Origin of the sequence: Geodermatophilus marinus, from assembly GCF_003428645.1 — a bacterium.
GTDB lineage: Bacteria > Actinomycetota > Actinomycetes > Mycobacteriales > Geodermatophilaceae > Geodermatophilus.
The window spans coordinates 342,384-367,966 of record NZ_QVQH01000001.1 but is presented as its reverse complement, the minus strand read 5'-3'; the positions used below and the strand labels follow the sequence as shown (position 1 = coordinate 367,966).

Sequence of the window (25,583 nt, the reverse complement as noted above, 5' to 3'; positions counted from 1 at the left end):
GACCGGTACCGCGCGGACGTCACCCGGGGGCGGGCGTCCCGGCGCCGACCCGGCGCAGCAGCGCCGTGAGGGCGCCGGTGACCTCGTCGGGCCGCTCCAGCGGCACCATGTGCCCGGCCCGGGGGACGACGACGTGCTCCACGTCGGCCGGGCCCTCCCGCGTGAGGTGCTCGACGATGGCCTCGCTGTGCCCCGGCGGGATCAGCCGGTCGGAGTCGCCGGTGAGCACCAGGGTCGGCACGGTGCGCAGGGGGCCGAGGGAGGCCGTCTCGTCGAGGCCGGCGATCGCCGGGTAGAACTCCGCGATCACGTCCACCGGCGTGCCGGCGATCATGGCGTCGACGTACCGGCCGAGCGCCGGGTCGACGTCGTCGGAGGCGAACGACAGCCCCCACGTGAGGTGCGAGATGAGGTCGGCGGCCAGCCGGCGGGTGCGCTCGGCGAGCGCCGGCCGGCGGCGCATGGTGTACGCGGCGACCGGGAAGACCGCCGCGCGCACGCGGGTGAGCAGCTCGGGCAGGCCGAAGCTGAGGTCGGCCAGGTTGCCGCTCGAGGTGCTCAGCAGCGCCGCGCCCACCACCCGCTCCCGGAACAGGTCGGGCCGGACGGCGGCCAGCGCCATCACCGTCATCCCGCCCATCGAGTGCCCGGCGAGGACGACGGGGCCGCGCGGCACCCGCGCGTCCAGCACCCGGGCGAGGTCGCGGCCCAGCTGGGCCATGGTGGCGTGCTCGGCCGCACCGCGGCCGGAGGCGCCGTGGCCGCGCTGGTCGTAGAAGACGAGGCGGGCGCGCGGCCGGGCACCGTTGGCCGTGGCGAGCTCGGCGGCCAGCGTGCGGCGCTGGAACGTCCAGGACGCCAGGGACAGCGAGTAGCCGTGCACGAAGACGACGGTCAGGGGGGCGTCGGTCGGCCCGACCTCCTCCACGTGCAGCAGCACGCCGTCGTCGGCCTGGACCAGCGCGGTGCGGTCCGCCCGCCGGGAGGCGGGGCCGAGCGGGTCGTCCTCGCGCAGCTCGGCGTCCGAGGCGCCGGGCGGCAGCCCGGCCGCGGACCCGATCCGCTCGGCGCCGACCCGGCGGGCCGCGGCGCGGCTGACCGCCACCCCCACCGCGGTCCCGGCGGCGGCCAGCCCGATCAGGGCGCCGACGACCCCGGCGCGGGTGTGCGGGAGGTGCGGCTGGTGCCGGCGGGCCGGCGGGCCGGCGGCCATCAGACGGCGCCGGCCGAGCCGACGTGCCGGCGCGCGAAGCGCCCGCCGATGCGGGCGACCAGCTCGTAGTGGATGGTGTCGACGGCGTCGGCCCACTGCTGCGCCGTGGGCTCCCCGCCGGTGCCCGGCCCCCACAGCACCACCCGGTCGCCGGGGGCCACCGCGTCGTCGCCGACGTCGAGCACGAACTGGTCCATGCACACCCGGCCGGCGATGGTCCGGTGCGCCCCGGCGGCGAGCACCGGGGCCCGGTTCCCGGCCGCCCGCGGGACGCCGTCGGCGTAGCCCACCGGCACGACGGCCAGCGTCGTCTCCCGCTCCGGCGCGTAGGTGTGCCCGTAGGAGACCCCCGCCCCGGCCGGCACCCGCTTGGTCAGCATGACGCGCGCCTGGACGGTCATGGCCGGGCGCAGACCGTGGACGGCGGGGTCGCCACCGAGGGGGTCCAGCCCGTAGACGGCCACCCCGGGCCGCACCATGTCGAACCAGGTGTGCGGCAGCGCCACGGTGGCCGCGGAGTTGGCCAGGTGCCGGCGCGCCCCGGTCAGCCCGGCGTCCCGCGCGATCACCACGGCCTCCTCGAACACGCCCACCTGCAGCCCGATCGTCGGGTGCGTGGGTGCGTCGGCGTAGGCCAGGTGGCTCCACAGCCCGACCACCTCGACCTCGCCGTCGGCCTGCGCGCGGGCGGCGGCGGCCACCAGGGCCGGCCACTGGTCGGGCGTCGCCCCGCCGCGGGAGAGGCCGGTGTCGACCTTGAGGTGCAGCCGGGCGGTGCGGCCGGCGGCCCGGGCGGCGGCGACGGCCTCCTCGAGCCCCCACACCGCGTTGACCGAGACCTCGACGTCGGCGGCCAGCGCCGCCGCCAGGTCCTCCCCCGGCCCGTTGAGCCAGGCCAGCACCGGCGCGGTGATCCCGGCCGCGCGCAGCGCCAGGGCCTCCTCGACGACGGCGACCCCGAGGGCGTCGGCGCCGCCGGCGAGCGCGGCGCGGGCGGCGGGCACCATGCCGTGGCCGTACCCGTCGGCCTTGACCACCGCCATGAGCGGCCGGCCGACCCGCTCGCGGAGCACGGCGGTGTTGGCGGCGATGGCGTCGAGGTCGACGACCACCTCGGCGCGGACGGGGTGGGTCACGGGGTCGATCCTCCCAGGCCCGCCGGGATCACCGGCGCAGGCGGGCCAGGGTCTCGGGGAGGCGGCGCACCAGGTCCCCGGCGAGCAGCGGCCCGCGCTCGGCGGCCACCTGCCCGACCCGCCCGTGCAGGTGGGCGGCGGTCGCCGCCGCCTCGGCCGGGTCCAGCCCGGTGGCGAGCACGGCGCCGGCGATGCCGGAGAGCACGTCACCCGTGCCCGCGGTGGCCAGCCACGACGTGCCGGTGCCGTTCACGAACGCCCGCCCGCCGGGGTCGGCGACCACGGTCGCGTCCCCCTTGAGCAGGACGACGGCGCCCAGGTCGGCCGCCAGGGTCCGCGCCGCGCCGACGCGGTCGGGCCCGGGCTCCCGCCCGAAGCGGGCGAACTCGCGGTCGTGGGGGGTGAGCACGGTCGGCGCCGACCGGCCCCGCACGAGGTCGGGGTCCTGCGCGGCCATCGTGAGGGCGTCGGCGTCCAGCAGCACCGGCAGGTCGGTGGCCAGCACCTCGGCCAGGACGCTGCGCGCGTCCTCGTCGGTGCCCACGCCCGGCCCGACGACCCAGGCCTGGACCCGGCCGGCGTCCCCGGGGCGCCCCTCGGTCACGATCGTCTCCGGCCACGCCGAGCGGACGCCGTCGGCCGCGGTGCCCGCGTACCGGACCAGGCCGGGCCGGGTCCGCAGCGCCGCGCCGGTGCAGAGGACGGCGGCGCCCGGGTAGGTGGCCGAGCCGGCCACGATGCCGACGACGCCCTGCGAGTACTTGTCGTCGTCGGGGGCCGGCGCGGGCAGCCGGTCGGCGACGTCGGCGTCGGCGAACTGGGAGAGGCCGGCCGGCGGCAGCTCCAGGCCGAGGTCGACGAGGTGGACGGTGCCGGCGTACCCGCGCCCGGCCCCGACGACCAGGCCCGCCTTGACGGCACCGAAGGTCACCGTGTGCTGGGCGGGGAACGCCGCCCCGGGCACCGCCCCCGTGGTGGCGTCGACCCCGCTGGGGACGTCGACGGCGACCATGAGCCCGGGGCCGGCGGCCGCGGCGGCGACCAGCGCCACCGCGGGCCCGCGCAGCCCGCCGGTGCCGCCGATGCCGACGATCCCGTCGAGCACGAGGTCCGCGCGCTCCAGGCCGGTCGGCCCGCCCGGACCGGTCACCCGCCCGCCGGCGGCGCGCAGCGCGGCCAGCCCGGCGGGGTGCGCGCGGTCGGCGTCGAGGAGGACGGCGGTGACCCGCGCGCCGCGGCGGGCCAGCAGCGCGCCGGCGAACAGCGCGTCGCCGCCGTTGTTGCCGGCCCCGACCAGCGCGGTGACGCGGACGCCGTAGCACCGGCCCAGCAGGTCCAGGCACGCGGTGGCCAGCCCGGTGGCCGCGCGCTGCATGAGCGCGCCCTCGGGGGTGGCGGCCAGCACCGGCTCCTCCGCGGCGCGGACCTCCGCGGCGGTGTGCAGGCCCCTCACGCGACCTCCCCGGTGCGGCCCTCGGCGACGACCACCGCCGAGGCGATGCCGCCGTCGTGGCTCAGGGACAGGTGCCACTCGGTCACGCCCAGCTGCGCGGCCCGCGCGGCGACGGTGCCGCGCACCACCAGGTGCGGGCGGCCGCGCTCGCCGACGGTGACCTCGGCGTCGTGCCACTGCAGGCCGCCGGGCGCGCCGAGCGCCTTGGCCACGGCCTCCTTGGCCGCGAACCGGGCGGCCAGCGACTCGCCGGTGCGGTCCGAGCCGGCGGGCGTCCGCTGCTCGGCGGGCGTGAACAGCCGGTCGCGCAGCGCCGGGGTGCGGGCCAGCGACTCGGCGAACCGGGCCACCGGGACGACGTCGATGCCCACCCCGATGACCACGCCGCCAGTCTGCCGTGCCGCCGTCCCGCCCGCGCAGCCTGGTGACGCGCCGGGCCGGCGTCCTGGCTCACCGTTGCAGGTCCTGGCTCAGCACCGGTGGTGAGCCAGGACCCCCGATGACCAGCTCACCTGATCATCGGCGGGGTCCTTCTACTCGACGGTGACGCTCTTGGCCAGGTTGCGCGGCTGGTCGACGTCGTAGCCGCGGGTGTCGGCGACCTCGCAGGCGAACACCTGCAGGGGCACGGTGGTCACCACCGGGGAGAGCAGGGTCGGCGTGGGCGGCACCCGGACGAGGTGGTCGGCGTAGGGGACGACGTCCTCGTCGCCCTCCTCGGCGATCACGATGGTCCGCGCCCCGCGGGCCCGCACCTCCTGGATGTTGCTGACCACCTTGCCGTGCAGCGGGCTCAGCCGCGCCGGGGCGATGCAGATGACCGGTGTGCCCTGGTCGATGACCGCGATCGAGCCGTGCTTGAGCTCGCCGGCGGCGAACCCCTCGGCGTGGATGTAGGCCAGCTCCTTGAGCTTGAGCGCCCCCTCCAGGGCGACCGGGAAGCCGACGTGCCGGCCCAGGAACAGGATCGTCCCCTCGCCGGCCAGGGAGCGCGCCAGCTCGCGCACGGCGTCCATCCCGCCGAGCACCTGCTCGACGGCCTCGGGCAGCCGGCGCAGCTGGTCGACCACCGAGCCGACCTCGTCGGCGTACTTGATGCCGCGCACCTGGGCGAGGAAGAGGCCCACCAGGTAGCAGGCGACCAGCTGGGTCAGGAAGCCCTTCGTGGAGGCGACGGCGACCTCCGGCCCGGCGTGCGTGTAGAGCACCGCGTCGGACTCCCGCGGGATGGTCGACCCGTTGGCGTTGCAGATGGCCAGCACGCGGGCCTTCTGGTCCTTGGCGTGCCGCAGCGCCATCAGGGTGTCCATGGTCTCGCCGGACTGGCTGATGACCACGACGAGGGTCGAGCGGTCGAGGACCGGGTCCCGGTAGCGGAACTCGCTGGCCAGCTCGACCTCGACCGGGATCCGCGTCCAGTGCTCGATGGCGTACTTGGCGATCAGGCCGGCGTGGTAGGCGGTGCCGCACGCCACGACGAAGACCTTGTCGACGTCGCGGAGGTCCTGGTCGGAGAGCCGGACCTCGTCGAGGACCAGCTGCCCCTGCTCGCCGAGCCGGCCCAGCAGGGTGTCGGCGATCGCCCGGGGCTGCTCGGCGATCTCCTTGAGCATGAACCAGTCGTAGCCGCCCTTCTCGGCGGCCGCGGCGTCCCAGTCGACGGTGTAGGCGACCGGCTCGACCGGCGCGCCGTCGAAGGTCGTCACGGTGAGCCCGCGGGTGCGGTCGATCTCGACGACCTGGTCCTGGCCGAGCTCGCGGGCCTCGCGGGTGTGCGCGATGAACGCCGCGACGTCGGAGCCGAGGAAGTACTCGCCGTCGCCGACGCCGACCACCAGCGGGCTGCTGCGCCGCGCTGCGACCAGCGTGTCGGGCTCGTCGGCGTGCGAGGCGACCAGGGTGAAGGCGCCCTCGAGCCGGCGGCACACCCGGCGCATCGCCTCGGCCAGGCGGCCCGGGCCCTCCGGGGTCTCGCGGTAGGTGGCGGCCAGCAGGTGCGCGGCCACCTCGGTGTCGGTCTCGGAGCGGAACTCGACGCCCCCGGCCTCGCACTCCGACCGCAGCGGGGCGAAGTTCTCGATGATCCCGTTGTGGATCACCGCGACCGTGCCGTCGGCGGACAGGTGCGGGTGGGCGTTGCGGTCGGTCGGCCCGCCGTGGGTGGCCCACCGGGTGTGCCCGATGCCCGTGCCCGCCTCCGGGAGCGGGCGCTCGGCGAGCACCTTCTCCAGGTTGGCCAGCTTGCCGGCCTTCTTCTCCGCGCTCAGCTCCCCGTCGGCCAGGACGGCGATCCCGGCCGAGTCGTAGCCGCGGTACTCCAGTCGGCGCAGACCCTCCAGGACGACGTCCCGCGCGTCCCGAGGACCGACGTACCCCACGATGCCGCACATTGGGCCCACGGTACCGGCGGTGCCGGACCGATCCGTCCGACACGGCCGCGGCACTCCCCGGGGGAGGCACTCGGCCCCCTCGCCCCGCAGCCGTCCCACGGGTCACCCCCGGGGCGGCCGGTCGCCCCGGGGGGTCAGGAGCAGCGCGCGACGACCCCGGCCAGCCGGGCGGCCACCGCCTCGGCCGCCTCCTGGGTGGGCGCCTCCACCATGACCCGGACCAGCTGCTCGGTGCCCGAGGGCCGCAGCAGGACCCGGCCGTCGTCCCCCAGCTCGGCCTCCACGGCGTTCACGGCGGCGGCGACCTCCTCGCTCTCCACGACCGCCATGCGGTCGGTCACCGGGACGTTGACCAGGGTCTGCGGCAGGCGCTGCACGACCGAGGCCAGCTCGGCCAGCGAGGCCCCCGTGCCGGCCATGCGCGAGAGCAGGGTCAGCCCGGTGAGCAGGCCGTCGCCGGTGGTCGCGTGCTCGAGGAAGACGAGGTGCCCGCTCTGCTCGCCGCCCAGCGAGAGCCCGCGGGTGCGCAGCGCCTCCAGCACGTACCGGTCGCCGACGGCGGTGGTGTGCACCGCGATCTCGGCGTCGCGCATCGTGTGGTGGAACCCGAGGTTGCTCATCACCGTGGCGACCACGGTGTCCTCCGCGAGCGCGCCCCGCTCCTTCAGGTCGAGGGCGCACACGGCGAGGATCGCGTCGCCGTCCACCTGCTCCCCGGTGGCCGACACCGCCAGGCAGCGGTCGGCGTCGCCGTCGTGCGCGATGCCGACGTCGGCGCCGTGGGCGCGCACCGCCTCGGTGAGGGGCCCGAGGTGCGTGGAGCCGATGCCGTCGTTGATGTTCCAGCCGTCGGGCTCGCCACCGATGACGTGCACGGTGGCCCCGGCGCGGCGGTAGACGTCGGGGGCGCACGCCGCCGCCGCGCCGTGGGCGCAGTCGACGACGAGGGTGAGCCCGGTGAGCGGCCGGGGAACGGTCGCGAGCAGGTGCTCGACGTAGGCCGCGGTGGCGTCGGTGAGGTCCCGGACGCGGCCCACCGCGGCACCGGTCGGGCGGGGCCCCGCGGCGTCCCCGCCCGTGACCGTCTCCTCGATGGCGGCCTCGACGGCGTCGGGCAGCTTGTGCCCGCCCCGGCTGAACAGCTTGATGCCGTTGTCGGGCATCGGGTTGTGGCTGGCGGAGATCATCACGCCGAGGTCGGCGCCGGTGTGCGCGGTCAGGTGCGCGATCGCCGGGGTGGGCAGCACCCCGGCGCGCAGCACCTCGGCACCGGCGCTGGCGAGGCCGGCCACGACGGCGGCCTCGAGCATCTCCCCGCTGGCGCGGGGGTCGCGGCCGACGACCGCGACGGGACGCCCCGTCCCGTCGCGGTCGGCGAGCACGCCTGCGGCGGCACGTGCCACCGCGAGGGCCAACTCCGGCGTGAGGTCGGCGTTGGCCCGACCCCGGACGCCGTCGGTCCCGAAGAGGCGACCCACGGACGTACCGGTCAGCGCTTCGAGTACTGAGGCGCCTTGCGGGCCTTCTTCAGGCCGTACTTCTTGCGCTCGGTGACGCGGGCGTCGCGGGTGAGGAAGCCGGCCTTCTTCAGGGCCGGGCGGTCCTCGGCGTCGACCTCGACGAGCGCCCGGGCGATGGCCAGGCGCAGCGCGCCGGCCTGCCCGCTGACGCCGCCGCCCCGGAGGATGCCGACGACGTCGTACTGCTCGGCCCGCTCCACGGTGACCAGCGGCTCGCGGATGAGCTGCTGGTGCACCTTGTTCGGGAAGTACTGCTCGATGGTCCGGCCGTTGAGGCGGAACTGGCCGGTGCCCGGCAGGAGCCGGACGCGCACCACGGCCTCCTTGCGGCGGCCGACGGTCTGCACCGGACGCCCCTCGGCGTCGGTCACGTTGAGGGCGGTCGTCACTGGGCCACCTGCTTGATCTCGAAGGGCTGGGGCTGCTGAGCGGCGTGCGGGTGCTCGGGCCCGGCGTACACCTTCAGCTTCTTGAGCATCTGCCGGCCCAGGCTGTTGTGCGGCAGCATCCCCTTGACGGCGCGCTCGACGACGCGGTCGGGGTGGGTCCGCAACTGGTCGCCGACGGGGATCGTCTTGAGGCCGCCCGGGTAGCCGGAGTGCCGGTAGGCGACCTTCTCGTCCCGCTTCGACCCGGTCAGGGCGACCTTGCCGGCGTTGACGATGACGACGAAGTCGCCGACGTCCACGTGCGGGGCGTACTGCGGCTTGTGCTTGCCGCGGAGCAGGACAGCGGTCTGGCTGGCGAGTCGACCGAGCACCACGTCCGTGGCGTCGATGACGTGCCAGGCCCGGGTGACCTCACCGGGCTTGGGCGAGTACGTGCGCACGGCGCGTCCTCCGTCGTCGTCGGGAGCGGCTGGTGGGATCGCCTCGCCGAGCACGGGAGACGTGGTGCGGCCGCGCGGGCACCAGCCGGCCCGCGCGCCAGCCGACGACGATACCAGCGCCCGGCCGGCCTCCCGACGGGCCGGCTCAGCCGTCGGCCGCGACCCGGCGCAGGCGCCCGGTGGACACGTCGTAGACGGTGCCGCAGATGTCGCGGGAGAGCAGGAACGGGCTCTCGCGGAGCAGCCGGATCGAGGTGCGCACGTCCTCCTCGACATCGGTGAACGCGCGCGCCGGCCACGGCGGGCGGTGCCCGGTGACCTGCTCGACCAGGTCGGCGAAGGACGCGTCGTCGGTCTTCTGCAGGCCGCAGTCGGTGTGGTGGACCAGCACGATCTCCCGCGTGCCGAGCAGGTGCTGCGAGATGGTCAGCGACCGGACCGTGTCGTCGGTGACCACGCCGCCGGCGTTGCGGATCACGTGCGCGTCGCCGACCGCGAGGCCGAGCAGCGGGAACAGCGGCATGCGGGAGTCCATGCAGGCGACCACGGCCACCTTCCGCGCGGGCGCGACCGGCAGCTCACCGGGGAACTGCTGCGCCCACGCCTCGTTGGCCGCCAGCATCCGGTCGTACTCGGCCATGCCCGGTCCTCCGCTCCTCGCCCCCGCCGCTGGGCCGGAGACTATCGGCGGTGGGCGCGGACCACCTGCGCGAGGCACTCCGGGGACGGCGCCGGTCGGCCGCCCAGCCGCCGGACGGTGCCGGTCACGGCCGCGGAGGCAGCCCAGGCGGCGTCGGCCGGGGCGGCGCCACCGAGCACCGCGGTGGTGAGCGCGGCCACGCAGGAGTCCCCGCCGCCGGTCGGGTCGACCGGGTCCCGGCCGACCTGGCCCAGCACCACGACGTCGGCCACGCGCCCTCCCGCCCCGCGGTGGCCCCGCTCGCGATCGGACAGGATGTGCCCCGTGCGCACCGTCGAGGAACACCAGGCCGCCGTGGCGGCGCTGCTGCCGCCGCTGCCCGAGGAGGAGGTCCCGCTCGCCGCGGCGCGCCACCGCGTCCTCGCCCGCGACGTCGTCGCCCGCGTGCCCCTGCCGGGCTTCGACAACTCCGCGATGGACGGCTACGCCGCGCGCTGGTCGGAGGTCTCCCCCGGCCCGGTCCGGCTCCCGGTCGCCGACGACGTGCCGGCCGGCCGCACCGACGTCCGCCCGCTCGCCCCGGGCACCGTGCAGCGGATCATGACCGGCGCGCTGCTGCCCGAGGGCGCCGACGTGGTCGTGCCGGTGGAGCTGACCGACGGCGGCACCGACGTCGTCGAGGTCCGCGACGCCCCCGCGGCCGGGACCCACCTGCGGCACGCCGGGGAGGACATCGCCGCCGGGGCCGTGGCGCTCACCGCGGGCACCGCGCTCGGCGCCGCCCAGCTCGGCCTGGCCGCCGCCGTGGGGGTGCGCGCCCTCGTGGTGCGGCGCCGGCCGCGGGTGCTCGTGCTCTCGACCGGGAGCGAGCTGGTCGAGCCCGGCGAGCCGCTGCTCCCGGGCCAGGTCTACGAGTCGAACTCGACGCTGCTCGCCGCGGCCGTCACCGAGGCCGGCGGGGAGGCCCGGCGGCTGCACTTCGTGCCCGACGACGTCGACGAGTTCCTCACCACCGTCCGCGCCGAGCTCGGCTGGGCCGACCTGCTGGTCACCAGCGGCGGGGTGAGCGCCGGGGCCTACGAGGTGGTCAAGGACGCCTTCGCCGGCCTGGGCACGGTGGAGTTCGGCAAGGTGGCCATGCAGCCGGGCGGGCCGCAGGGGGCGGGCACGGTGGACGGCGTCCCCGTGGTCACCCTGCCCGGCAACCCGGTGAGCTCCTTCGTCTCCTTCGAGGTGTTCGTCCGGCCGGCCCTGCGCCGGGCGCTCGGGCACACCTCCCCCGGCCGGCTGCGCGCGCCCGCGCGGCTCACCGCGCCGCTGCGCTCCCCCGCCGGGCGGCGGCAGTTCCTCCGGGGCCGCTACGAGGGCGGGGAGGTCTCCCAGGTCGGCGGGCCCGGCTCGCACCTGGTGGCGCACCTCGCGCGCGCCAACTGCCTGGTCGTCGTCCCCGAGGACGTCACCGAGCTGCCGGCCGGCGCCTCGGTCGACGTCGTCCTGATCGAAGGAGCCCTCCAGTGACCGGACCCCGGCTGACCCACGTCGACGAGGCCGGCGCCGCCCGCATGGTCGACGTCAGCGCCAAGGCCGTCACCGCCCGCGAGGCGACCGCCGCCGGCCGGGTGCTGTGCAGCCCCGAGGTGGTCGCCCTGCTGCGCGGCGAGGGCGTGCCGAAGGGCGACGCCGTGGCCGTGGCCCGCATCGCCGGCATCGCCGGGGCCAAGCGCACGCCGGACCTGGTCCCCCTGTGCCACCCCATCGCCCTGCACGGCGTCACCGTGGACCTCGAGGTGACCGACGAGGGCGTCGAGATCACCGCCACCGCCCGCACCGCGGACCGCACCGGGGTGGAGATGGAGGCGCTGACCTCGGTCGCCGTGGCCGGGCTGACGATGGTCGACATGGTGAAGGCCGTGGACCCGCGGGCCTCGATCACCGACGTCCGGTTGCTGGCCAAGTCCGGCGGCAAGAGCGGGGAGTGGCGGCGGTGAGCGAGCTGCCCCCCGGGGCGCGGGCGGTCGTCGTCACCGCTTCCAACCGGGCCTCGGCCGGCGTCTACGAGGACCGCAGCGGCCGCGCGCTCGCCGAGGGCCTGCGGGAGCTCGGCTTCACCGTCGAGGGCCCGCACGTGCGCCCGGACGACGTCGAGGCGCTGGCCGCGGTGCTGCGCGAGGCGGTCGCCTCCGGGGCGGACGTCGTCCTCACCACCGGCGGCACCGGGCTCTCCCCCACCGACGTGACGCCGGAGGCCACCCGCGCCGTCCTCGAGCGGGAGGCCCCGGGCATCGCCGAGGCGGTCCGCCGCTACGGCGAGGGGAAGGTGCCCACCTCGGTGCTCTCCCGCGGCACCGCCGGGACCGCGGGACGCACCCTGGTGGTCAACCTGCCCGGCTCGACGGGCGGGGTGCGCGACGGCCTGGCGGTGCTCGGCCCGCTCCTGCCGCACGTGGTCAGCCAGCTGCGCGGCGGCGACCATGCCTGATGTCGCGCTACCGCGCTCCCACCGCGGCCAGGTGCCGTCCCCCAGTGGCGCTGAGCCCTGCCTGACGGCTCGTCGCGGGAGCCTCCGGCCCCCACTCCTCGCGTCACCTGCGCGGGGCGGCTCCCGTGGCCGAGTGGCTCGACATCACTCCGGCAGCACGATCCGCTCCGGCCTGGTGTAGACGTTGCAGCCGTCGCCGCGGAGGAAGCCGACCAGGGTGATCCCGACGTCGGCGGCCAGCTCCACGGCCAGGGACGACGGCGCCGAGACGGCCGCGAGCACCGGGATGCCGGCCATCGCCGCCTTCTGCGTCAGCTCGAAGCTCGCCCGGCCGCTGACCACGAGCACGTGCCCGCCCAGCGGCAGCCGCCCGCCGCGGACCGCGTCACCGACGACCTTGTCGACGGCGTTGTGCCGCCCGACGTCCTCGCGCAGCGCGACCAGCTCCCCGTCGGCGGTGAACAGCCCCGCCGCGTGCAGCCCGCCGGTCTTGGCGAAGACCTGCTGGGCCGCACGCAGCCGGTCCGGCAGGGCCAGCAGCGTGCCCAGCGGCACCGCCACCGGGTCACCGGCGACGTCGTGGCGGGTGCGGGTGCGGATGGCGTCGATGGAGGCCTTGCCGCACACCCCGCACGAGCTCGACGTGTAGAAGTTCCGGTCCAGCGCGGTGTCCGGGGCCTCGACGCCGGGGGCGAGGTCCACGTCGACGACGTTGTAGGTGTTGCGCCCGTCGGCGTCCACCGAGTCGCAGTAGCGCAGGGCGGCGACGTCCTCCGCCGACCCGATGACGGCCTCGGTGGCGAGGAAGCCGTGCACGAGGTCGAAGTCGTCGCCGGGGGTGCGCATGGTCACCGCGAGCGGGGTCCCGGCCAGCCGGATCTCCAGCGGTTCCTCGGCGGCCACCGTGTCCGGCCGGGTGGTGCGCGACCCCCCGCGGATGCGGAGCACGGGTGTCCGGCTGGTGACTCGTCCCACGGGAGGCGACGGTACCCACGCCGGCGGCCTACGGTCCTCGCATGGTCCTGCCGCCGTACGCCGCGGTCGTCCTGGCCGGCGGCCGCGCGGCCCGGATGGGGGGACGGGCGAAGCCGCAGCTCGAGGTCGGCGGCCGGACGATGCTCGCGATCGTGCTGGCCGCCGTCGCCGACGCCGACCCGCGGGTGGTCGTCGGCCCGCCGCAGCCGGTGCCCCCCGGCGTGGTGGTGGTCCGGGAGGACCCGCCCCGGGGCGGGCCGGTGGCGGCGATGCGGGCCGGGCTGGCGGTCGTGGACACCGAGGTGGTAGCGCTGCTCGCCGGTGACCTCCCGTTCGTCACGGCCGGGCTGGTGCGCGCGCTGCGCGAGCGGCTGACCGGCGACGGCGTGCTCGTCGTCGACGACACCGGCCGTGACCAGCTGCTGCTCGGGGTCTGGCGCACCGCGGCGCTGGGCGCGGCGCTGTCCGGGGTCAGCGGCCCCACCTCGGTCCGCCGGGTGCTCGCCGAGCTGGCCGTCCGACGGCTGCGCCCGGAGGTGCCCGAGGGCCGGCCGCCGCCGTGGACCGACTGCGACACCCCGGCCGAGCTGGAGCGGGCCCGGGCGGCCGCCGAGCGCGCCCGGGTGGGGCGGCGCCGCCGGGGGTAGGCCCCGCGCATGCGCATCGTGATCGCCGGGGCCCACGGGCAGGTCGCCCGCCGCCTGGGCCGCCTGCTGTCCGCCCGCGGGGACACCGTCCTCGGCATCGTCCGCAACCCCGACCACCGGGCCGACCTGGAGGGCGACGGCGTGCGGCCGGTGGTGCTCGACCTCGAGCAGGTCTCCGCCGACGAGGTCGCCGAGGTCGTGCGCGGGGCGGACGCGGTCGTGTTCGCCGCCGGCGCCGGGCCCGGCAGCGGGGCACCGCGCAAGGACACCGTCGACCGCGGCGCCGCCGTCCTGCTCGCCGACGCCGCCGAGCAGGCCGGTGTCCGCACCTACCTGCTGGTGAGCTCGATGGGCGTGGACCGCGTGGCCGGGGGCGGGACGCCCGCGGGCGCCGACGAGGTCTTCACCGCCTACCTGCGCGCCAAGCTGGCCGCCGAGGCCGATCTGCTGGCCCGGCCCGCCCTGGCCGTCACCGTCGTCCGCCCGGGCGGGCTCACCGACGACCCGGGCACCGGGAGGGTGCGGCTCGGCCACGGCATCGACGCCGGCCAGGTGCCGCGGGACGACGTGGCCGCGGTGCTGCTCGCCCTGCTGGACGCCCCGCGGGACGGCGCGGTCGTGGAGCTGGTCGGCGGCGACACCCCGGTCGCCGAGGCGGTCGCGGCGACGCCGTAGCCGGTCGCGCCCGGCGGTCCCCGCGGCCCGCCGACCGGCCGGTCAGCAGCGGCGGGCCCGCGTGACCTTCGCCCGGGCGGCGAGCGCGTCGTCGGCGGGGTAGTCGACGCGCACCAGCGTCAGCCCGCGGGCGGGCGCGACCGGCACCTCCCCGGAGCGCTCGGTGCGGCCGAGCAGCGCCGCGGGCCACCCGACCGGCCGGCGCCCCTCCCCCACGACCAGCAGGGCCCCGACCAGGCTGCGCACCATCGAATGGCAGAACGCGTCCGCCGACGCGGCGACGGTGACGAGGGCACCGTCGCGGGCCACGTCGAGCGCCTGGAGCGCGCGCACGGTGGTGGCCCCCTCGCGGCGCCGGCAGAACGCGGCGAAGTCGTGCTCGCCCAGCAGCAGTCGCGCCGCGGCCGCCATGGCGGCCGCGTCGACCCCGCGCGGCCACGGGGTGGTGTCCGCCCGGCGCAGCGGGGGCGCCCCCCCGGGGGCGTCGGTGAGCCGGTACACGTAGTGGCGGGCCAGCGCCCCGAAGCGCGCGTCGAAGTCGGGCGGCGCGGTACCGACCGCGGTCACGGCGACGTCGGGGGCGAGGACGCCGCGCAGCCGCCGCACCAGCCCGTCCCGGTGCCGGTCCCACACGTCGAGGGGGACGTCGCAGTGCGCCACCTGCCCGGTGGCGTGCACGCCGGCGTCGGTCCGCCCGGCCACGGTCAGCCCCACCGGGCGGCGCAGCACGGTGGCCAGCGCCGCCTCCAGGTCGCCCTGCACGGTGCGCTGGCCGGGCTGGCGGGCCCACCCGTGCAGCGCCGTCCCGTCGTAGGCGATCGACAGGCGGAGACGGACGAGCCCGCCCCCGGGGACGGGGGCGGGCTCGTCGGTGTGCTGTGCGGCGGTCAGCGACCGCTCACCGGGGGTCGGGCGCGGCGTCGCCGCCCTCGTACCGGGTGCCGGAGGTCGCGGCGTCGGAGAGCTCGGCGGCCTCGACCTCGGCTGCGGCGGCTCGGGCGACCTCGGGCGAGAGCGCCGGGTCGTCGACGACCGCGGCGTTCTCCCGCTGCGGCTCCGGGGTGACGTCGCCGTCGTCCTGCCGCTCGTCGTCGGGGTTGAAGACGTCGGTGACGGTCTCCTGGGCCTCGGGGTCGACGTCGCCACCGGTCACGGCCGGCGAGGTGTCGCCGCCGGGGCCGGTGGTCTCCGGGCCGGTCACCTCGCGTCCCCGGGCTCCGCGGCACCCGCCGGCTCCGCGGCGTCCGTCGCGTCGACGTCCTCCGGGGTGGCGGGGCTGGCGTTGCTGCCGGCCTCGGCGGTCTCCTCCGGGCTGCCGGCGGAGTCCGCGGAGCCGGCGGAGTCCGCCGGCTCGGCGCTGTCGGCGGACTCGGCGCCCTCGGCCGACTCGAGCGCGTCGGCGGTGACCTCGCCCGCGGCGGCGGCGGCGGAGCCGGTGCCGGCGGCGAACCGGGTGCCGCGGGCCCGCTCGGCCTCGCCGACGGCCTGCTGGGCCACGGTCAGCGCCTCGACGAGCTCGATGACCGCCATGGGGGCGTTGTCGCCCTTGCGCGGCCCGACCTTGGTGATGCGCGTGTAGCCGCCGGGGCGGTTCTCGTAGCGCGGCCCGATCTCGGCGAACAGGGTGTGGACGACGTCCTTGTCGCGGATGACCGTCATGACCTGCCGCCGGGCGTGCAGGTCACCGCGCTTGGCGAAGGTCACCAGCTTCTCGGCGAAGGGGCGCAGCCGCTTCGCCTTGGCCTCGGTGGTGGTGATCCGCCCGTGCTCGAACAGCGAGGTGGCCAGGTTGGCCAGCATCAGCCGCTCGTGCGCGGGGGACCCGCCGAGACGGGGGCCCTTGGTGGGGGTGGGCATGTCGGTCCTTCCTCGGGCGGCCGGGCGGTGGGCGCCGGGCTGCATCGTGCAAGCAGTCGTGCGGGGGTGGTCATCCGTCGAGCGCGGGTGCCGGTCGTGCCGCGGCCCCCAGTGTGGCTGTCCGGACGACGGTGCCGGACGGCGGGTCTCCCCGCCATCCAACCCCGGACAGTCGGCCCCGCTGCAGGGTCCCGCCGCGAGCCTGCGAGCGGTGGGGGGCAGCGGGGTCCTTCTAGAGCTGCTCGGTCTCCTGGTAGGAGGCCTCGCCGTACTCGCCCCCGCCGTACTGGCCGCCGTACTCGGCGGCACCGTGGTAGGCGTCGGTCTCGTAGCCCTCGTCGTAGCTCTCGACCGAGGTCGGGATGAACCCGGGCGGGCTGTCCTTGAGCGCGAGGCCCATCGCCGCCAGCTTCATCTTGACCTCGTCGATCGACTTGGCGCCGAAGTTGCGGATGTCGAGCAGGTCGGCCTCGGAGCGGGTGACCAGCTCGCCGACGGTGTGCACGCCCTCGCGCTTGAGGCAGTTGTAGGACCGGACGGTGAGGTCCATGTCCTCGATCGGCATCGAGAAGTTGGCGATGTCCGCCGCCTCGGCCGGGCTGGGCCCGACCTCGATGCCCTCGGCGTCCACGTTCAGCTCGCGCAGCAGGCCGAACAGCTCGACCAGGGTCGAGCCGGCGGAGGCGATGGCGTCGCGCGGGGCGATCGAGGGCTTGGTCTCGACGTCGACGACCAGGCGGTCGAAGTCGGTGCGCTGCTCGACACGGGTGGCCTCGACGGCGTAGGTGACCTTGAGGACCGGCGAGTAGATCGAGTCGACCGGGATGCGGCCGATCTCCTGACCGGGCTGCTTGTTCTGCGGCGCCGGCACGTAGCCGCGGCCCCGCTCGACGACCAGCTCGATCTCCAGGCGGCCCTTCGCGTTGAGGGTCGCGATGTGCAGGTCGGGGTTGTGCACCTCGACACCGGCCGGCGGGGCGATGTCCGCGGCGGTCACCTCGCCGGGGCCCTGCTTGCGCAGGTACATGGTCACCGGCTCGTCGGAGTCGGAGCTGACGACCAGGCCCTTGAGGTTGAGGATGATCTCGGTGACGTCCTCCTTGACGCCCGGCACGGTGGTGAACTCGTGCAGGGTGCCCTCGATGCGGATGCTGGTGACCGCCGCACCGGGGATGGACGACAGCAGCGTGCGCCGCAGCGAGTTGCCGAGCGTGTAGCCGAAGCCGGGCTCGAGGGGCTCGATGACGAACCGCGAGCGGTGCTCGGAGATGGTCTCCTCGGTCAGCGTGGGGCGCTGTGCGATGAGCATGGGTGTTCTCCTCGGGGTCCTCCGGCGCCCGCCATATGACGCCGTGAGGGGGTGGTGCCAGCGGGGCGGTCATCTGTCCGACCGCCCCGCCGTGGTGACGCGATGGAACGGCCCCCTCGCCGGGACCCGCCGCGCGCGGAGCGCGTGGTGGGGAGCGAGGGGGTCCTTCTACTTACTTGGAGTAGAGCTCGACGATCAGCTGCTCCTGGACCGGGGTGTCGATCACCTGGCGGGCCGGGACGCTGTGGACCAGCACGCGCAGCTGGGAGCTGATGACCTCCAGCCACGGCGGCACCGGCCGCTCACCGGCGCGGGCCTGGGCGACCTCGAAGGGCATCATCCGGCGCGACTTCTCCGCGACCTCGACGATGTCGTTGGCGGCCACCCGGTAGGACGGGATGTCGACCTTGCGGCCGTTGACCCGGATGTGGCCGTGGCGCACCAGCTGGCGGGCCATGTCGCGGGACTCGGCGAAGCCGGCCCGGTAGACCACGTTGTCCAGCCGCGACTCGAGGATCTGCAGCAGGACCTCACCGGTCTTGCCGGACTTCTTGTTGGCCTCTTCGTAGTAGCCGCGGAACTGCTTCTCCAGCACGCCGTAGATCCGGCGGGCCTTCTGCTTCTCCCGCAGCTGCAGCAGGTACTCGCTGTCCTTGCTGCGTCCCCGGCCGTGCTCGCCCGGCGGGTAGGGCCGGATCTCGATCGGGCACTTCGGGGACTCGCACTTGCTGCCCTTGAGGAACAGCTTCATCTTCTCGCGCCGGCACATGCGGCAGTCGGCTCCGGTGTAACGGGCCACGGTTATCTACCTTCGCTCTCGTCGGTGGCCGGTCAGACCCGGCGGCGCTTCTTGGGGCGGCAGCCGTTGTGCGGCTGCGGCGTCACGTCCTGGATCTGGCCCACCTCGAGGCCGGTGGCCTGCAGCGAGCGGATCGCGGTCTCCCGACCCGAGCCCGGGCCCTTGACGAAGACGTCGACCTTGCGCATGCCGTGCTCCTGCGCCTTGCGCGCGGCGTTCTCGGCGGCCATCTGCGCGGCGAACGGCGTGGACTTGCGGGAGCCCTTGAAGCCGACGTGGCCGGCGGAGGCCCAGCTGATCACGTTCCCGTTGGGGTCGGTGATCGACACGATCGTGTTGTTGAACGTGCTCTTGATGTGCGCGGCGCCGTGGGCGACGTTCTTCTTCTCCTTGCGGCGGACCTTCTTGGCGCCGGCCGCGGCACGAGCCCTGGGAGGCATGTATCCGGTTCCTCTGTCTTTCGTGGCCTGGTGAGGGGGTGGAACGGCCCGGGTGAGGGCCTGGAACGGCCCCGGCGCAGTGCCGGAGTCGGCCCCGCTTCAGGGGCCCACGCCGAGCGTGCGAGGCGTGGGGGGAAGCGGGGTCCTCTTACTTCTTGCCGGCCTTCTTCTTGCCGGCGATGGTCTTGCGCGGGCCCTTGCTGGAGCGCGCGTTCGTGCGGGTGCGCTGCCCGTGCACCGGGAGGCCGCGGCGGTGCCGCAGGCCCTGGTAGCAGCCGATCTCCACCTTGCGGCGGATGTCGGCGGCCACCTCGCGGCGCAGGTCACCCTCGACGCGGAAGTGCTCGTCGATGTAGTCGCGCAGCTTGAGCAGGTCCTCGTCGCTGAGGTCCCGGGCGCGCAGGTCGGGGCTGACGCCCGTCGCGGCCAGGGTCTCCTTGGCGTGGGCCTTGCCGATGCCGTAGATGTAGGTGAGCGCGATCTCCATCCGCTTCTCGCGGGGCAGGTCGACGCCGGCCAGTCGTGCCATGTCTCAGGTACTCCCTCAGCCCTGCCGCTGCTTGTGGCGGGCGTTGTCACAGATGACCATGACCCGGCCGTGCCGGCGGATCACCTTGCACTTGTCGCAGATCTTCTTCACCGACGGCTGGACCTTCACCGGTGCCGCCCCTCATTCCTGTGCTCGTGCGCCCGGCGCGTCGTCGTCGACAGGACGCGCCGCAGCGGTTACTTGTAGCGGTAGACGATGCGACCGCGGGTCAGGTCGTAGGGCGAGAGCTCCACGACCACGCGGTCCTCGGGCAGGATGCGGATGTAGTGCTGGCGCATCTTGCCGCTGATGTGGGCGAGCACCCGGTGCCCGTTCTGCAGCTCGACCCGGAACATCGCGTTGGGCAGCGGCTCGACGACGCGACCCTCGACCTCGATGGCCCCGTCCTTCTTCGCCATGCCCGACACGGCCTCCCTGTCTCGGTGGTGCTGGTGGGACCCCTGCGCCCACGCCGGGGCCGGCGGGTGCGCGGAGGTGTGTTCGAACGGGTGGTGCAGGACGCTCCCGCAGAGGGCGCCCCGTGCCGCGCGGCCACAGCACGACAACAGGGCGGCGTTAGCGCCATCGGCCACTGTACCCCGCTCCGACGCGCCGCTCCAACCCGGGTGGATGTGATCCACCAGGAGGGACGCCGTCCCGAGCCGAGCCGGTGACCGACTGGAACGGCCTCGCTGCAGGGTCCCGCCGCGAGCCTGCGAGCGGTGGGGGTAGCGAGGTCCTCCTAGGTGCGGGGCGTGATCCCGAAGGGCGCCAGCCCCGCGACGCCGCCGTCCTCGGCCGTGAGGACCCACGGCCCCTCCGGGGTGACGGCGACGGTGTGCTCGAAGTGGGCCGCACGCGACCCGTCCTTGGTCACGACGGTCCAGCCGTCGTCGAGCTCCTCGGTGGCCGGGTCCCCCACGGTCACCATCGGCTCGATCGCCAGGGCGAGGCCGGGGACCAGGCGCGGGCCCCGACCCGGGCGGCCGTAGTTCAGCACGTGCGGGTCCTGGTGCATCTCGGTGCCGATGCCGTGCCCGCCGTAGTGGTCGACGATCCCGTAGGGGTGCCGCTCGGCCACGACGACCTCCTCGACGGCGTGGCTGATGTCGGTCAGCCGCCCGCCGGCGACGGCCCGGGCCAGGCCGGCCCACATCGACCGCTCGGTGACGTCCATGAGGGCGGCGTCCTCGGTAGAGGGCTCCCCCACGGTGACGGTGACGGCGGAGTCGCCGTGCCAGCCGTGCAGGATCGCACCGCAGTCGATCGAGATGTTGTCGCCCTGGGCGAGCACCCGGTCCGGCCGCGGGATGCCGTGCACGATCTCGTCGTTGATCGAGGCGCAGATGCTGCCGGTGAAGCCGTGGTAGCCGAGGAACGAGGGGACGGCGCCGGCGGTGCGGATGTGGTCCTCGGCGATGGCGTCCAGCTCGCCGGTGGTCACGCCGGGGCGGATGGCGGCGCGGACCGCCGCGATCGCACCGGCCACCACCAGGCCCGCCCCGCGCATGAGCTCCAGCTCGTGCGGTGTCTTGATCTGGATCATCCGTCCACTCCACTTCGCCAGCCGCGGCAGCCTACCGAGGAGCCCTCCGGCGGCCATCGTCGCCGCCCGCCTCAGACCGCGCCCGGCTGCCCGGCCGTCTGCGGCTGGCCGAGCGCGGCCATCGCGCGCGCGGTGACCTCCTCGACCGGCCCCATCGCGTCCACCCGGGCGAGCAGCCCCTCGGCCTCGTAGAACCCCGAGAGCGGCGCCGTCTGTTCCCGGTAGACCTCCAGCCGGCGCCGGACCGTCTCGGGCTTGTCGTCCTCGCGCTGGACCTGCTTGCCGTCGACCTCGACCACCCGGGTGGACAGCCGGGCGACCAGCTCCTCCTCGTCGACGACGAACTCGAGCACGCGGTCGAGCCCGTGGCCCAGTTCGGTGAGGGAGACGGCCAGCTGCTCGGCCTGGGCGATGGTGCGCGGGAAGCCGTCGAGCAGGAAACCGCCCGCGGCGTCGGCCTCGGCGAGGCGGTCCTTGACCATGGCCACGGTGATCGCGTCGGGCACGAGGTCACCGGCGTCCATGAACACCTTCGCCTCCAACCCCAGCGGCGTGCCGCCGCTGACGTTGGCGCGGAAGATGTCGCCGGTCGAGATGGCCGGGACGCCCAGCGCGCCGGCGAGGATCTGGGCCTGGGTCCCCTTGCCCGCCCCGGGGGGACCGAGCAGCACGACGCGCACTACTTCAGGAACCCTTCGTAGTTGCGCTGGTTGAGTTGCGTCTCGATCTGCTTCACGGTCTCCAACCCCACTCCCACCATGATCAGCACTGCGGTCCCCCCGAACGGGAAGTTCTGGTTCGCTCCCGGCTGGGTGATCGAGAGGAACAGGTTGGGCAACACTGCCACCAGCCCCAGGTAGATCGACCCGGGCAGGGTGATCCGGGACAGCACGTACTGGAGGTACTCGGCGGTCGGTCGGCCGGGGCGGATGCCGGGGATGAAGCCGCCGTAGCGCTTCATGTCCTCGGCGCGCTCCTCCGGGTTGAAGGTGATCGACACGTAGAAGTACGTGAAGAAGATGATCATCCCGAAGTAGATCGCCACGTGGACCGGGCTGCTCTGGTCGATCACGTAGTTCTCGAAGAACTGCCGCACGGGGCCGGTCTCGTCCCCCTGCAGCTGGGTGATCAGCTGCGGCAGGTAGAGCAGGGACGAGGCGAAGATGACCGGGATGACGCCGGCCTGGTTGACCTTCAGCGGCAGGTAGGTCGAGGTGCCCCCGTACATGCGGCGGCCGACCATGCGCTTGGCGTACTGGACGGGGATGCGCCGCTGGGCCTGCTCGACGTACACGACGGCGCCGATGATGAGCAGCGCCAGGAAGCAGACGAAGGCGAAGACGAAGCCGCCGCGGGTCTGCAGGATGGCGCCGCCCTCGGCCGGGATGCGGGCCGCGATCGAGGTGAAGATCAGCACGGACATGCCGTTGCCGATCCCCTTCTCGGTGAGCAGCTCCCCCAGCCACATGATGAGCGCGGTCCCGGCCGTCAGGGTGATGACCAGGAGGATCGTCGACCAGATGGAGTCCGACGGGATGATGTCCTGCGCGCAGCCGGGGAAGAGCTGGCCGCTGCGGGCGAGGGCGATGATGCCGGTGCTCTGCAGCACCGCGAGCGCGATCGTGAGGTAGCGGGTGTACTGGGTCAGCTTCTGCTGGCCCGACTGCCCCTCCTTCTTCAGCTGCTCGAAGCGCGGGATGACCACGACGAGCAGCTGCACGATGATGCTCGCGGTGATGTAGGGCATGATCCCCAGCGCGAACACCGAGAGGCGCAGCAGCGCGCCGCCGGAGAAGAGGTTGACCAGGGAGTAGACGTCCCGCTGGTCGGAGGCCTGCGCCTGCTCGAGGCAGCTGTTGATCGCCTCCACCGAGACGCCGGGCCCCGGGATCGCGGCGCCCAGCCGGTACACGGCGATGATCGCCAGGGAGAACAGCAGCTTGCGCCGGAGGTCTGGCGTCCGGAACGCCGCGGCGAACGCCTGCAGCACGTGCCCTCCCCTGGTCGGTCGGATGAGGTTATCAACGGGACGGAGCCCCCCTGCGCCCCGCCACTCGCGGTGGGGCCCGCAGGGGGAGACCCGGCCGGCGCGGTGGGAGGCGCCGGGCCCGGGAGCAGACGACCCCCGGGGCGGTCATCTCGCGCGGAGATGCGCCCCGGGGGTCAGACCCCTCTGCGGGGTCCCACCGCGGGCGGCCCTCCTACCGGGCCCCGCCGCGACGCCGCCGCGCACCCCGCCCCGGGCGTGCCGGGGCTGGGGTGGACGGCGTCCGTCGACGGAGGGCAGGGAGGGCCTTCCACGATGGGGCAGTGGGTCCTTCGTCAGATGCGGGTGGTGCTGCCCCCGGCCGCGGCGATCTTCTCCGCGGCGGACGCCGAGAACGCGTGCGCGTGCACGTGCACCTCGACCCCGCCGAGGTCGCCGGTGCCGAGCACCTTGACCGGCTGGCCGCGGCGGACCGCGCCGGCCTCGGCGAGCGAGTCGGGGTTGACCGACCCGCCCTGGGGGAACAGCGCCGCGATCCGGTCGAGGTTGACGACCTGGAACACGACCTTGTCGGCGTTCTTGAAGCCCGAGAGCTTCGGCAGCCGCATGTGCAGCGGCGTCTGCCCGCCCTCGAACCGCGGCGAGGTGTTGCCCCGCGCGCCCGTGCCCTTGGTGCCGCGGCCGGCGGTCTTGCCCTTGGAGCCCTCACCGCGCCCCACGCGGGTCTTGGCGGTGTGGGCGCCCGGCGCCGGGCGCAGGTGGTGGACCTTGAGAGTCATGACTCGTCCCTGCTCAGCTGATCTCTTCGACGGTGACGGTCTCCACACGCACGAGGTGCGGCACCGTCGCGACCATCCCGCGGATCTCGGGACGGTCCTCCTGGACGACCGAGTCGTTGATCCGCTTCAGGCCCAGCGAGCGCAGCGTCTGGCGCTGGTTGGGCTTGGTGCCGATCGCCGACCGGATCTGGGTGACCTTCAGCTGCGCCATGTCAGACCCCCTGGCCCGCACGCGCCCGCAGCATGGCCGCCGGGGCGACGTCCTCCAGCGGCAGACCGCGGCGGGCCGCGATCTCCTCGGGGCGGACGAGGTCCTTCAGCGCCTGCATGGTGGCGTGCACGATGTTGATCGGGTTCGACGAGCCGAGGCTCTTGGAGAGCACGTCGTGGATGCCGGCGCACTCGAGGACGGCGCGCACCGGGCCACCGGCGATCACACCGGTACCGGGGCTGGCCGGCTTCAGGAGCACGACGCCGGCCGCCGCCTCACCCTGCACCGGGTGCGGGATGGTGCTGGCGATGCGCGGCACCCGGTAGAAGTGCTTCTTGGCCTCCTCGACGCCCTTGGCGATGGCCGCGGGCACCTCCTTGGCCTTGCCGTACCCGACGCCCACGGTGCCGTCACCGTCGCCCACGATCACCAGGGCGGTGAAGCTGAAGCGCCGACCGCCCTTGACGACCTTGGACACGCGGTTGATGGCGACCACGCGCTCGATGTAGTTGCTCTTCTCGGCAGGCGCGCCGCCGGGCCCCCGCCCGCCGTCACGACGGTCGCGGCGGTCGTTGCCGCCGCCGGCGCCGCCGCCGCGTCGCTGTGGTCCTGGCATCAGAGGTCCCTCTCGATCTTCTTCGGCGTGCTCGTCGACGTGGTCATCAGAAGTCCAACCCACCCTCGCGGGCCGCGTCCGCGAGCGCGGCGATCCGGCCCTGGTAGCGGTTCCCACCGCGGTCGAACACGACGGCGGTGATGCCGGCGGCCTGGGCGCGCTCGGCGACCAGTGCCCCCACCCGGCGGGCCAGGGCGGACTTGTCGCCCTCCGCACCGCGCAGGCTGCGGTCCAGCGTGGAGGCGCTGACGAGGGTCCGGCCGACGGTGTCGTCGACGACCTGCACGTGGATGTGCCGGGAGCTGCGGTTGACCACCAGGCGCGGACGCTCCGGCGTACCCGCCACCCGCTTGCGCAGGCGGGTGTGCCGGCGCAGGCGGGAGGTCCGCCGCGCGGTGCTGACGTCGGTGCCGACGGGCTTGTGCACCCGAGCGGCACTCTTCTCGGTCTGTGCCATCACTTACCCGTCTTCCCGACCTTGCGCTTGATGACCTCACCCTGGTAGCGCACACCCTTGCCCTTGTAGGGGTCGGGGCGGCGCAGCCCGCGGATGTTGGCCGCGACCTGACCCACCTGCTGCTTGTCGATCCCGGCGACCCGCAGGCGGGTCGGCGACTCGACGGTGAAGGTGATCCCGTCCGGGGCCCGCACCGGCACCGGGTGGCTGTAGCCCAGCGCGAACTCGAGGTCCGAGCCGCGGGCCTGGACGCGGTACCCGACGCCGACGATCTCCAGCGTCTTGGTGTACCCGTCGGTGACCCCGGTGATCATGTTGGCGATCAGCGTGCGCGACAGGCCGTGCAGGGCTCGGCTCTCGCGCTCGTCGTCGGGCCGGAGCACGGCGAGCGTGCCGTCGTCGGCGCGCTCCACGGTGATGGGGGCCGCGACCGTGTGGGCCAGCTCGCCCTTGGGACCCTTCACGCTGACCATCCGGCCGTCGATCGTGACGTCCACACCGCTGGGCACCGGAATCGGCAGTCGTCCGATCCGTGACATCTGCTCGCTCCCTTACCAGACGTAGGCGAGGACTTCCCCGCCCACGCCCTTCTTGTTCGCCTGACGGTCGGTGAGCAGCCCCGTGGAGGTGGAGATGATGGCCACCCCCAGGCCGCCGAGCACCTTCGGCAGCGCGTTCGACTTCGCGTACACCCGGAGACCGGGCTTGGAGACGCGCCGGACGCCGGCGATGCTCCGCTCGCGGTTGGGGCCGTACTTGAGGTCCACCACCAGCTCCTTGCGGGTGGTGCCGTCCTTCTCGACCTCGTTGACGGACCAGCCGGCGATGTACCCCTCCTGCTGGAGGATCTCGGCGATGTGCGTCTTCAGCTTCGACGACGGCATGACCGCGGAGTCGTGGTACGCCTGGTTGGCGTTCCGGATCCGCGTGAGCATGTCCGCGATCGGGTCGGTCATCGTCATGGGTGTGGTGCCTCTCTCGCCGCGGTTCCTCTGCGCGTGGTCCCGAGGACTGCGCGCGGGCCTCTCGGCGATCGGTTGTGGGATGGAGCGGCCCGGCTGCGGGGCCGCCGTCGGGCCCCGTCCCGGGTCCCACC

General features: G+C 74.9%; 34 protein-coding genes. 5 read left to right on the top strand and 29 right to left on the bottom strand.

Annotated features, from left to right (window positions below):
• Positions 1 to 19: 19 nt before the first annotated feature.
• The 10 genes from D0Z06_RS01860 to D0Z06_RS01815 all read right to left on the bottom strand — a co-directional run bounded on the left by D0Z06_RS01860 (position 20) and on the right by D0Z06_RS01815 (position 9,453).
• Positions 20 to 1,213 carry an alpha/beta fold hydrolase gene (locus D0Z06_RS01860; RefSeq protein ID WP_117375658.1) on the bottom strand — a complete coding sequence of 398 codons (1,194 nt, stop codon included), beginning with the start codon at positions 1,211 to 1,213 and terminating at the stop codon, positions 20 to 22.
• Entirely contained in the window at positions 1,213 to 2,349 is a 1,137-nt protein-coding gene (alr, locus tag D0Z06_RS01855) for an alanine racemase (protein ID WP_117375657.1), read from the bottom strand. The genes D0Z06_RS01860 and alr overlap by 1 nt, the downstream gene beginning before the upstream one ends.
• A 28-nt stretch (positions 2,350 to 2,377) precedes the next feature.
• The gene (locus D0Z06_RS01850; RefSeq protein WP_117375656.1) at positions 2,378 to 3,802 is read right to left on the bottom strand and encodes an NAD(P)H-hydrate dehydratase; all 1,425 of its coding nucleotides are present in this window, start codon (positions 3,800 to 3,802) and stop codon (positions 2,378 to 2,380) included.
• Entirely contained in the window at positions 3,799 to 4,185 is a 387-nt protein-coding gene (locus D0Z06_RS01845) for a holo-ACP synthase (RefSeq protein WP_117375655.1), read from the bottom strand. The genes D0Z06_RS01850 and D0Z06_RS01845 overlap by 4 nt, the downstream gene beginning before the upstream one ends.
• 150 nt (positions 4,186 to 4,335) lie before the next feature.
• The gene (glmS, locus tag D0Z06_RS01840) at positions 4,336 to 6,192 is read right to left on the bottom strand and encodes a glutamine--fructose-6-phosphate transaminase (isomerizing) (RefSeq protein ID WP_117375654.1); all 1,857 of its coding nucleotides are present in this window, start codon (positions 6,190 to 6,192) and stop codon (positions 4,336 to 4,338) included.
• 134 nt (positions 6,193 to 6,326) lie between these two features.
• Complete coding sequence (gene glmM, locus D0Z06_RS01835; RefSeq protein ID WP_117375653.1) at positions 6,327 to 7,670, bottom strand: phosphoglucosamine mutase; 1,344 nt, start codon at positions 7,668 to 7,670, stop codon at positions 6,327 to 6,329.
• Between the two features lie 11 nt (positions 7,671 to 7,681).
• The gene (gene rpsI / locus D0Z06_RS01830) at positions 7,682 to 8,101 is read right to left on the bottom strand and encodes a 30S ribosomal protein S9 (RefSeq protein ID WP_117375652.1); all 420 of its coding nucleotides are present in this window, start codon (positions 8,099 to 8,101) and stop codon (positions 7,682 to 7,684) included.
• Positions 8,098 to 8,541 carry a 50S ribosomal protein L13 gene (rplM, locus tag D0Z06_RS01825; protein WP_117375651.1) on the bottom strand — a complete coding sequence of 148 codons (444 nt, stop codon included), beginning with the start codon at positions 8,539 to 8,541 and terminating at the stop codon, positions 8,098 to 8,100. The genes rpsI and rplM overlap by 4 nt, the downstream gene beginning before the upstream one ends.
• Before the next feature lie 145 nt (positions 8,542 to 8,686).
• Positions 8,687 to 9,181, bottom strand: coding sequence for a beta-class carbonic anhydrase (locus tag D0Z06_RS01820; RefSeq protein ID WP_117375650.1), 495 nt, complete (start codon positions 9,179 to 9,181; stop codon positions 8,687 to 8,689).
• A gap of 41 nt (positions 9,182 to 9,222) precedes the next feature.
• A complete protein-coding gene (locus tag D0Z06_RS01815) occupies positions 9,223 to 9,453 on the bottom strand; it encodes a hypothetical protein (RefSeq protein WP_117375649.1) in 231 nt (76 codons plus the stop codon).
• A gap of 52 nt (positions 9,454 to 9,505) precedes the next feature.
• Between D0Z06_RS01815 and moeA the strand changes: the two genes are divergently transcribed.
• The 3 genes from moeA to D0Z06_RS01800 are packed head-to-tail and all read left to right on the top strand — an operon-like array spanning position 9,506 to position 11,660.
• On the top strand, positions 9,506 to 10,699 hold the full coding sequence (gene moeA, locus D0Z06_RS01810; RefSeq protein ID WP_117375648.1) for a molybdopterin molybdotransferase MoeA: 1,194 nt from the start codon (positions 9,506 to 9,508) through the stop codon (positions 10,697 to 10,699).
• A complete protein-coding gene (moaC, locus tag D0Z06_RS01805; protein ID WP_117375647.1) occupies positions 10,696 to 11,169 on the top strand; it encodes a cyclic pyranopterin monophosphate synthase MoaC in 474 nt (157 codons plus the stop codon). The genes moeA and moaC overlap by 4 nt, the downstream gene beginning before the upstream one ends.
• The gene (locus D0Z06_RS01800) at positions 11,166 to 11,660 is read left to right on the top strand and encodes a MogA/MoaB family molybdenum cofactor biosynthesis protein (protein WP_117375646.1); all 495 of its coding nucleotides are present in this window, start codon (positions 11,166 to 11,168) and stop codon (positions 11,658 to 11,660) included. Before moaC ends, D0Z06_RS01800 begins: the two co-directional genes overlap by 4 nt.
• A 144-nt stretch (positions 11,661 to 11,804) precedes the next feature.
• Here the strand turns inward: D0Z06_RS01800 and fdhD are convergent, their stop codons facing one another.
• Entirely contained in the window at positions 11,805 to 12,635 is an 831-nt protein-coding gene (gene fdhD, locus D0Z06_RS01795) for a formate dehydrogenase accessory sulfurtransferase FdhD (RefSeq protein ID WP_117375645.1), read from the bottom strand.
• A gap of 41 nt (positions 12,636 to 12,676) precedes the next feature.
• On the opposite strand from fdhD, the gene mobA reads away from it, so the two are divergent.
• The gene (mobA, locus tag D0Z06_RS01790; protein ID WP_117375644.1) at positions 12,677 to 13,282 is read left to right on the top strand and encodes a molybdenum cofactor guanylyltransferase; all 606 of its coding nucleotides are present in this window, start codon (positions 12,677 to 12,679) and stop codon (positions 13,280 to 13,282) included.
• A 9-nt stretch (positions 13,283 to 13,291) separates the two neighbouring features.
• Positions 13,292 to 13,957 (top strand): NAD(P)-binding oxidoreductase, encoded by a 666-nt coding sequence (locus D0Z06_RS01785; protein WP_117375643.1) that lies wholly within the window; start codon positions 13,292 to 13,294, stop codon positions 13,955 to 13,957.
• A 42-nt stretch (positions 13,958 to 13,999) separates the two neighbouring features.
• On the opposite strand, the gene truA is transcribed toward D0Z06_RS01785, so the two are convergent.
• The 18 genes from truA to rpsH form a co-directional block, all read right to left on the bottom strand.
• Positions 14,000 to 14,776, bottom strand: coding sequence for a tRNA pseudouridine(38-40) synthase TruA (gene truA, locus D0Z06_RS01780; RefSeq protein ID WP_233517391.1), 777 nt, complete (start codon positions 14,774 to 14,776; stop codon positions 14,000 to 14,002).
• Between the two features lie 79 nt (positions 14,777 to 14,855).
• The gene (locus tag D0Z06_RS25620) at positions 14,856 to 15,158 is read right to left on the bottom strand and encodes a hypothetical protein (RefSeq protein WP_233517378.1); all 303 of its coding nucleotides are present in this window, start codon (positions 15,156 to 15,158) and stop codon (positions 14,856 to 14,858) included.
• Entirely contained in the window at positions 15,155 to 15,814 is a 660-nt protein-coding gene (gene rplQ / locus D0Z06_RS27245) for a 50S ribosomal protein L17 (protein WP_117375641.1), read from the bottom strand. Before rplQ ends, D0Z06_RS25620 begins: the two co-directional genes overlap by 4 nt.
• A gap of 232 nt (positions 15,815 to 16,046) precedes the next feature.
• A complete protein-coding gene (locus tag D0Z06_RS01770) occupies positions 16,047 to 17,123 on the bottom strand; it encodes a DNA-directed RNA polymerase subunit alpha (protein WP_117375640.1) in 1,077 nt (358 codons plus the stop codon).
• A 172-nt stretch (positions 17,124 to 17,295) separates the two neighbouring features.
• On the bottom strand, positions 17,296 to 17,922 hold the full coding sequence (gene rpsD / locus D0Z06_RS01765) for a 30S ribosomal protein S4 (RefSeq protein ID WP_117375639.1): 627 nt from the start codon (positions 17,920 to 17,922) through the stop codon (positions 17,296 to 17,298).
• Between the two features lie 32 nt (positions 17,923 to 17,954).
• Positions 17,955 to 18,362, bottom strand: a complete 408-nt coding sequence (rpsK, locus tag D0Z06_RS01760) for a 30S ribosomal protein S11 (protein WP_014377968.1) — start codon at positions 18,360 to 18,362, stop codon at positions 17,955 to 17,957.
• Between the two features lie 148 nt (positions 18,363 to 18,510).
• The gene (rpsM, locus tag D0Z06_RS01755; RefSeq protein WP_089303741.1) at positions 18,511 to 18,891 is read right to left on the bottom strand and encodes a 30S ribosomal protein S13; all 381 of its coding nucleotides are present in this window, start codon (positions 18,889 to 18,891) and stop codon (positions 18,511 to 18,513) included.
• A 15-nt stretch (positions 18,892 to 18,906) separates the two neighbouring features.
• Entirely contained in the window at positions 18,907 to 19,020 is a 114-nt protein-coding gene (rpmJ, locus tag D0Z06_RS01750) for a 50S ribosomal protein L36 (protein ID WP_012950458.1), read from the bottom strand.
• A 68-nt stretch (positions 19,021 to 19,088) separates the two neighbouring features.
• Positions 19,089 to 19,310 (bottom strand): translation initiation factor IF-1, encoded by a 222-nt coding sequence (gene infA / locus D0Z06_RS01745; RefSeq protein ID WP_012950459.1) that lies wholly within the window; start codon positions 19,308 to 19,310, stop codon positions 19,089 to 19,091.
• Positions 19,311 to 19,633: 323 nt separating this feature from the next.
• A complete protein-coding gene (gene map / locus D0Z06_RS01740) occupies positions 19,634 to 20,437 on the bottom strand; it encodes a type I methionyl aminopeptidase (RefSeq protein ID WP_117375638.1) in 804 nt (267 codons plus the stop codon).
• Positions 20,438 to 20,508: 71 nt separating this feature from the next.
• Positions 20,509 to 21,108, bottom strand: coding sequence for an adenylate kinase (locus D0Z06_RS01735; protein WP_304999740.1), 600 nt, complete (start codon positions 21,106 to 21,108; stop codon positions 20,509 to 20,511).
• An 8-nt stretch (positions 21,109 to 21,116) separates the two neighbouring features.
• A complete protein-coding gene (gene secY / locus D0Z06_RS01730) occupies positions 21,117 to 22,427 on the bottom strand; it encodes a preprotein translocase subunit SecY (RefSeq protein ID WP_117375636.1) in 1,311 nt (436 codons plus the stop codon).
• Positions 22,428 to 22,759: 332 nt separating this feature from the next.
• Positions 22,760 to 23,203, bottom strand: coding sequence for a 50S ribosomal protein L15 (rplO, locus tag D0Z06_RS01725; RefSeq protein ID WP_117375635.1), 444 nt, complete (start codon positions 23,201 to 23,203; stop codon positions 22,760 to 22,762).
• 13 nt (positions 23,204 to 23,216) lie between these two features.
• The gene (gene rpmD, locus D0Z06_RS01720) at positions 23,217 to 23,414 is read right to left on the bottom strand and encodes a 50S ribosomal protein L30 (RefSeq protein WP_117375634.1); all 198 of its coding nucleotides are present in this window, start codon (positions 23,412 to 23,414) and stop codon (positions 23,217 to 23,219) included.
• 1 nt (position 23,415) lies between these two features.
• Entirely contained in the window at positions 23,416 to 24,030 is a 615-nt protein-coding gene (gene rpsE / locus D0Z06_RS01715; protein WP_117375633.1) for a 30S ribosomal protein S5, read from the bottom strand.
• A 46-nt stretch (positions 24,031 to 24,076) separates the two neighbouring features.
• On the bottom strand, positions 24,077 to 24,457 hold the full coding sequence (gene rplR, locus D0Z06_RS01710; protein ID WP_199522056.1) for a 50S ribosomal protein L18: 381 nt from the start codon (positions 24,455 to 24,457) through the stop codon (positions 24,077 to 24,079).
• 29 nt (positions 24,458 to 24,486) lie between these two features.
• Positions 24,487 to 25,026 carry a 50S ribosomal protein L6 gene (rplF, locus tag D0Z06_RS01705; RefSeq protein ID WP_117375631.1) on the bottom strand — a complete coding sequence of 180 codons (540 nt, stop codon included), beginning with the start codon at positions 25,024 to 25,026 and terminating at the stop codon, positions 24,487 to 24,489.
• A gap of 12 nt (positions 25,027 to 25,038) precedes the next feature.
• Complete coding sequence (gene rpsH, locus D0Z06_RS01700) at positions 25,039 to 25,443, bottom strand: 30S ribosomal protein S8 (protein WP_458339528.1); 405 nt, start codon at positions 25,441 to 25,443, stop codon at positions 25,039 to 25,041.
• Positions 25,444 to 25,583 lie beyond the last annotated feature (140 nt).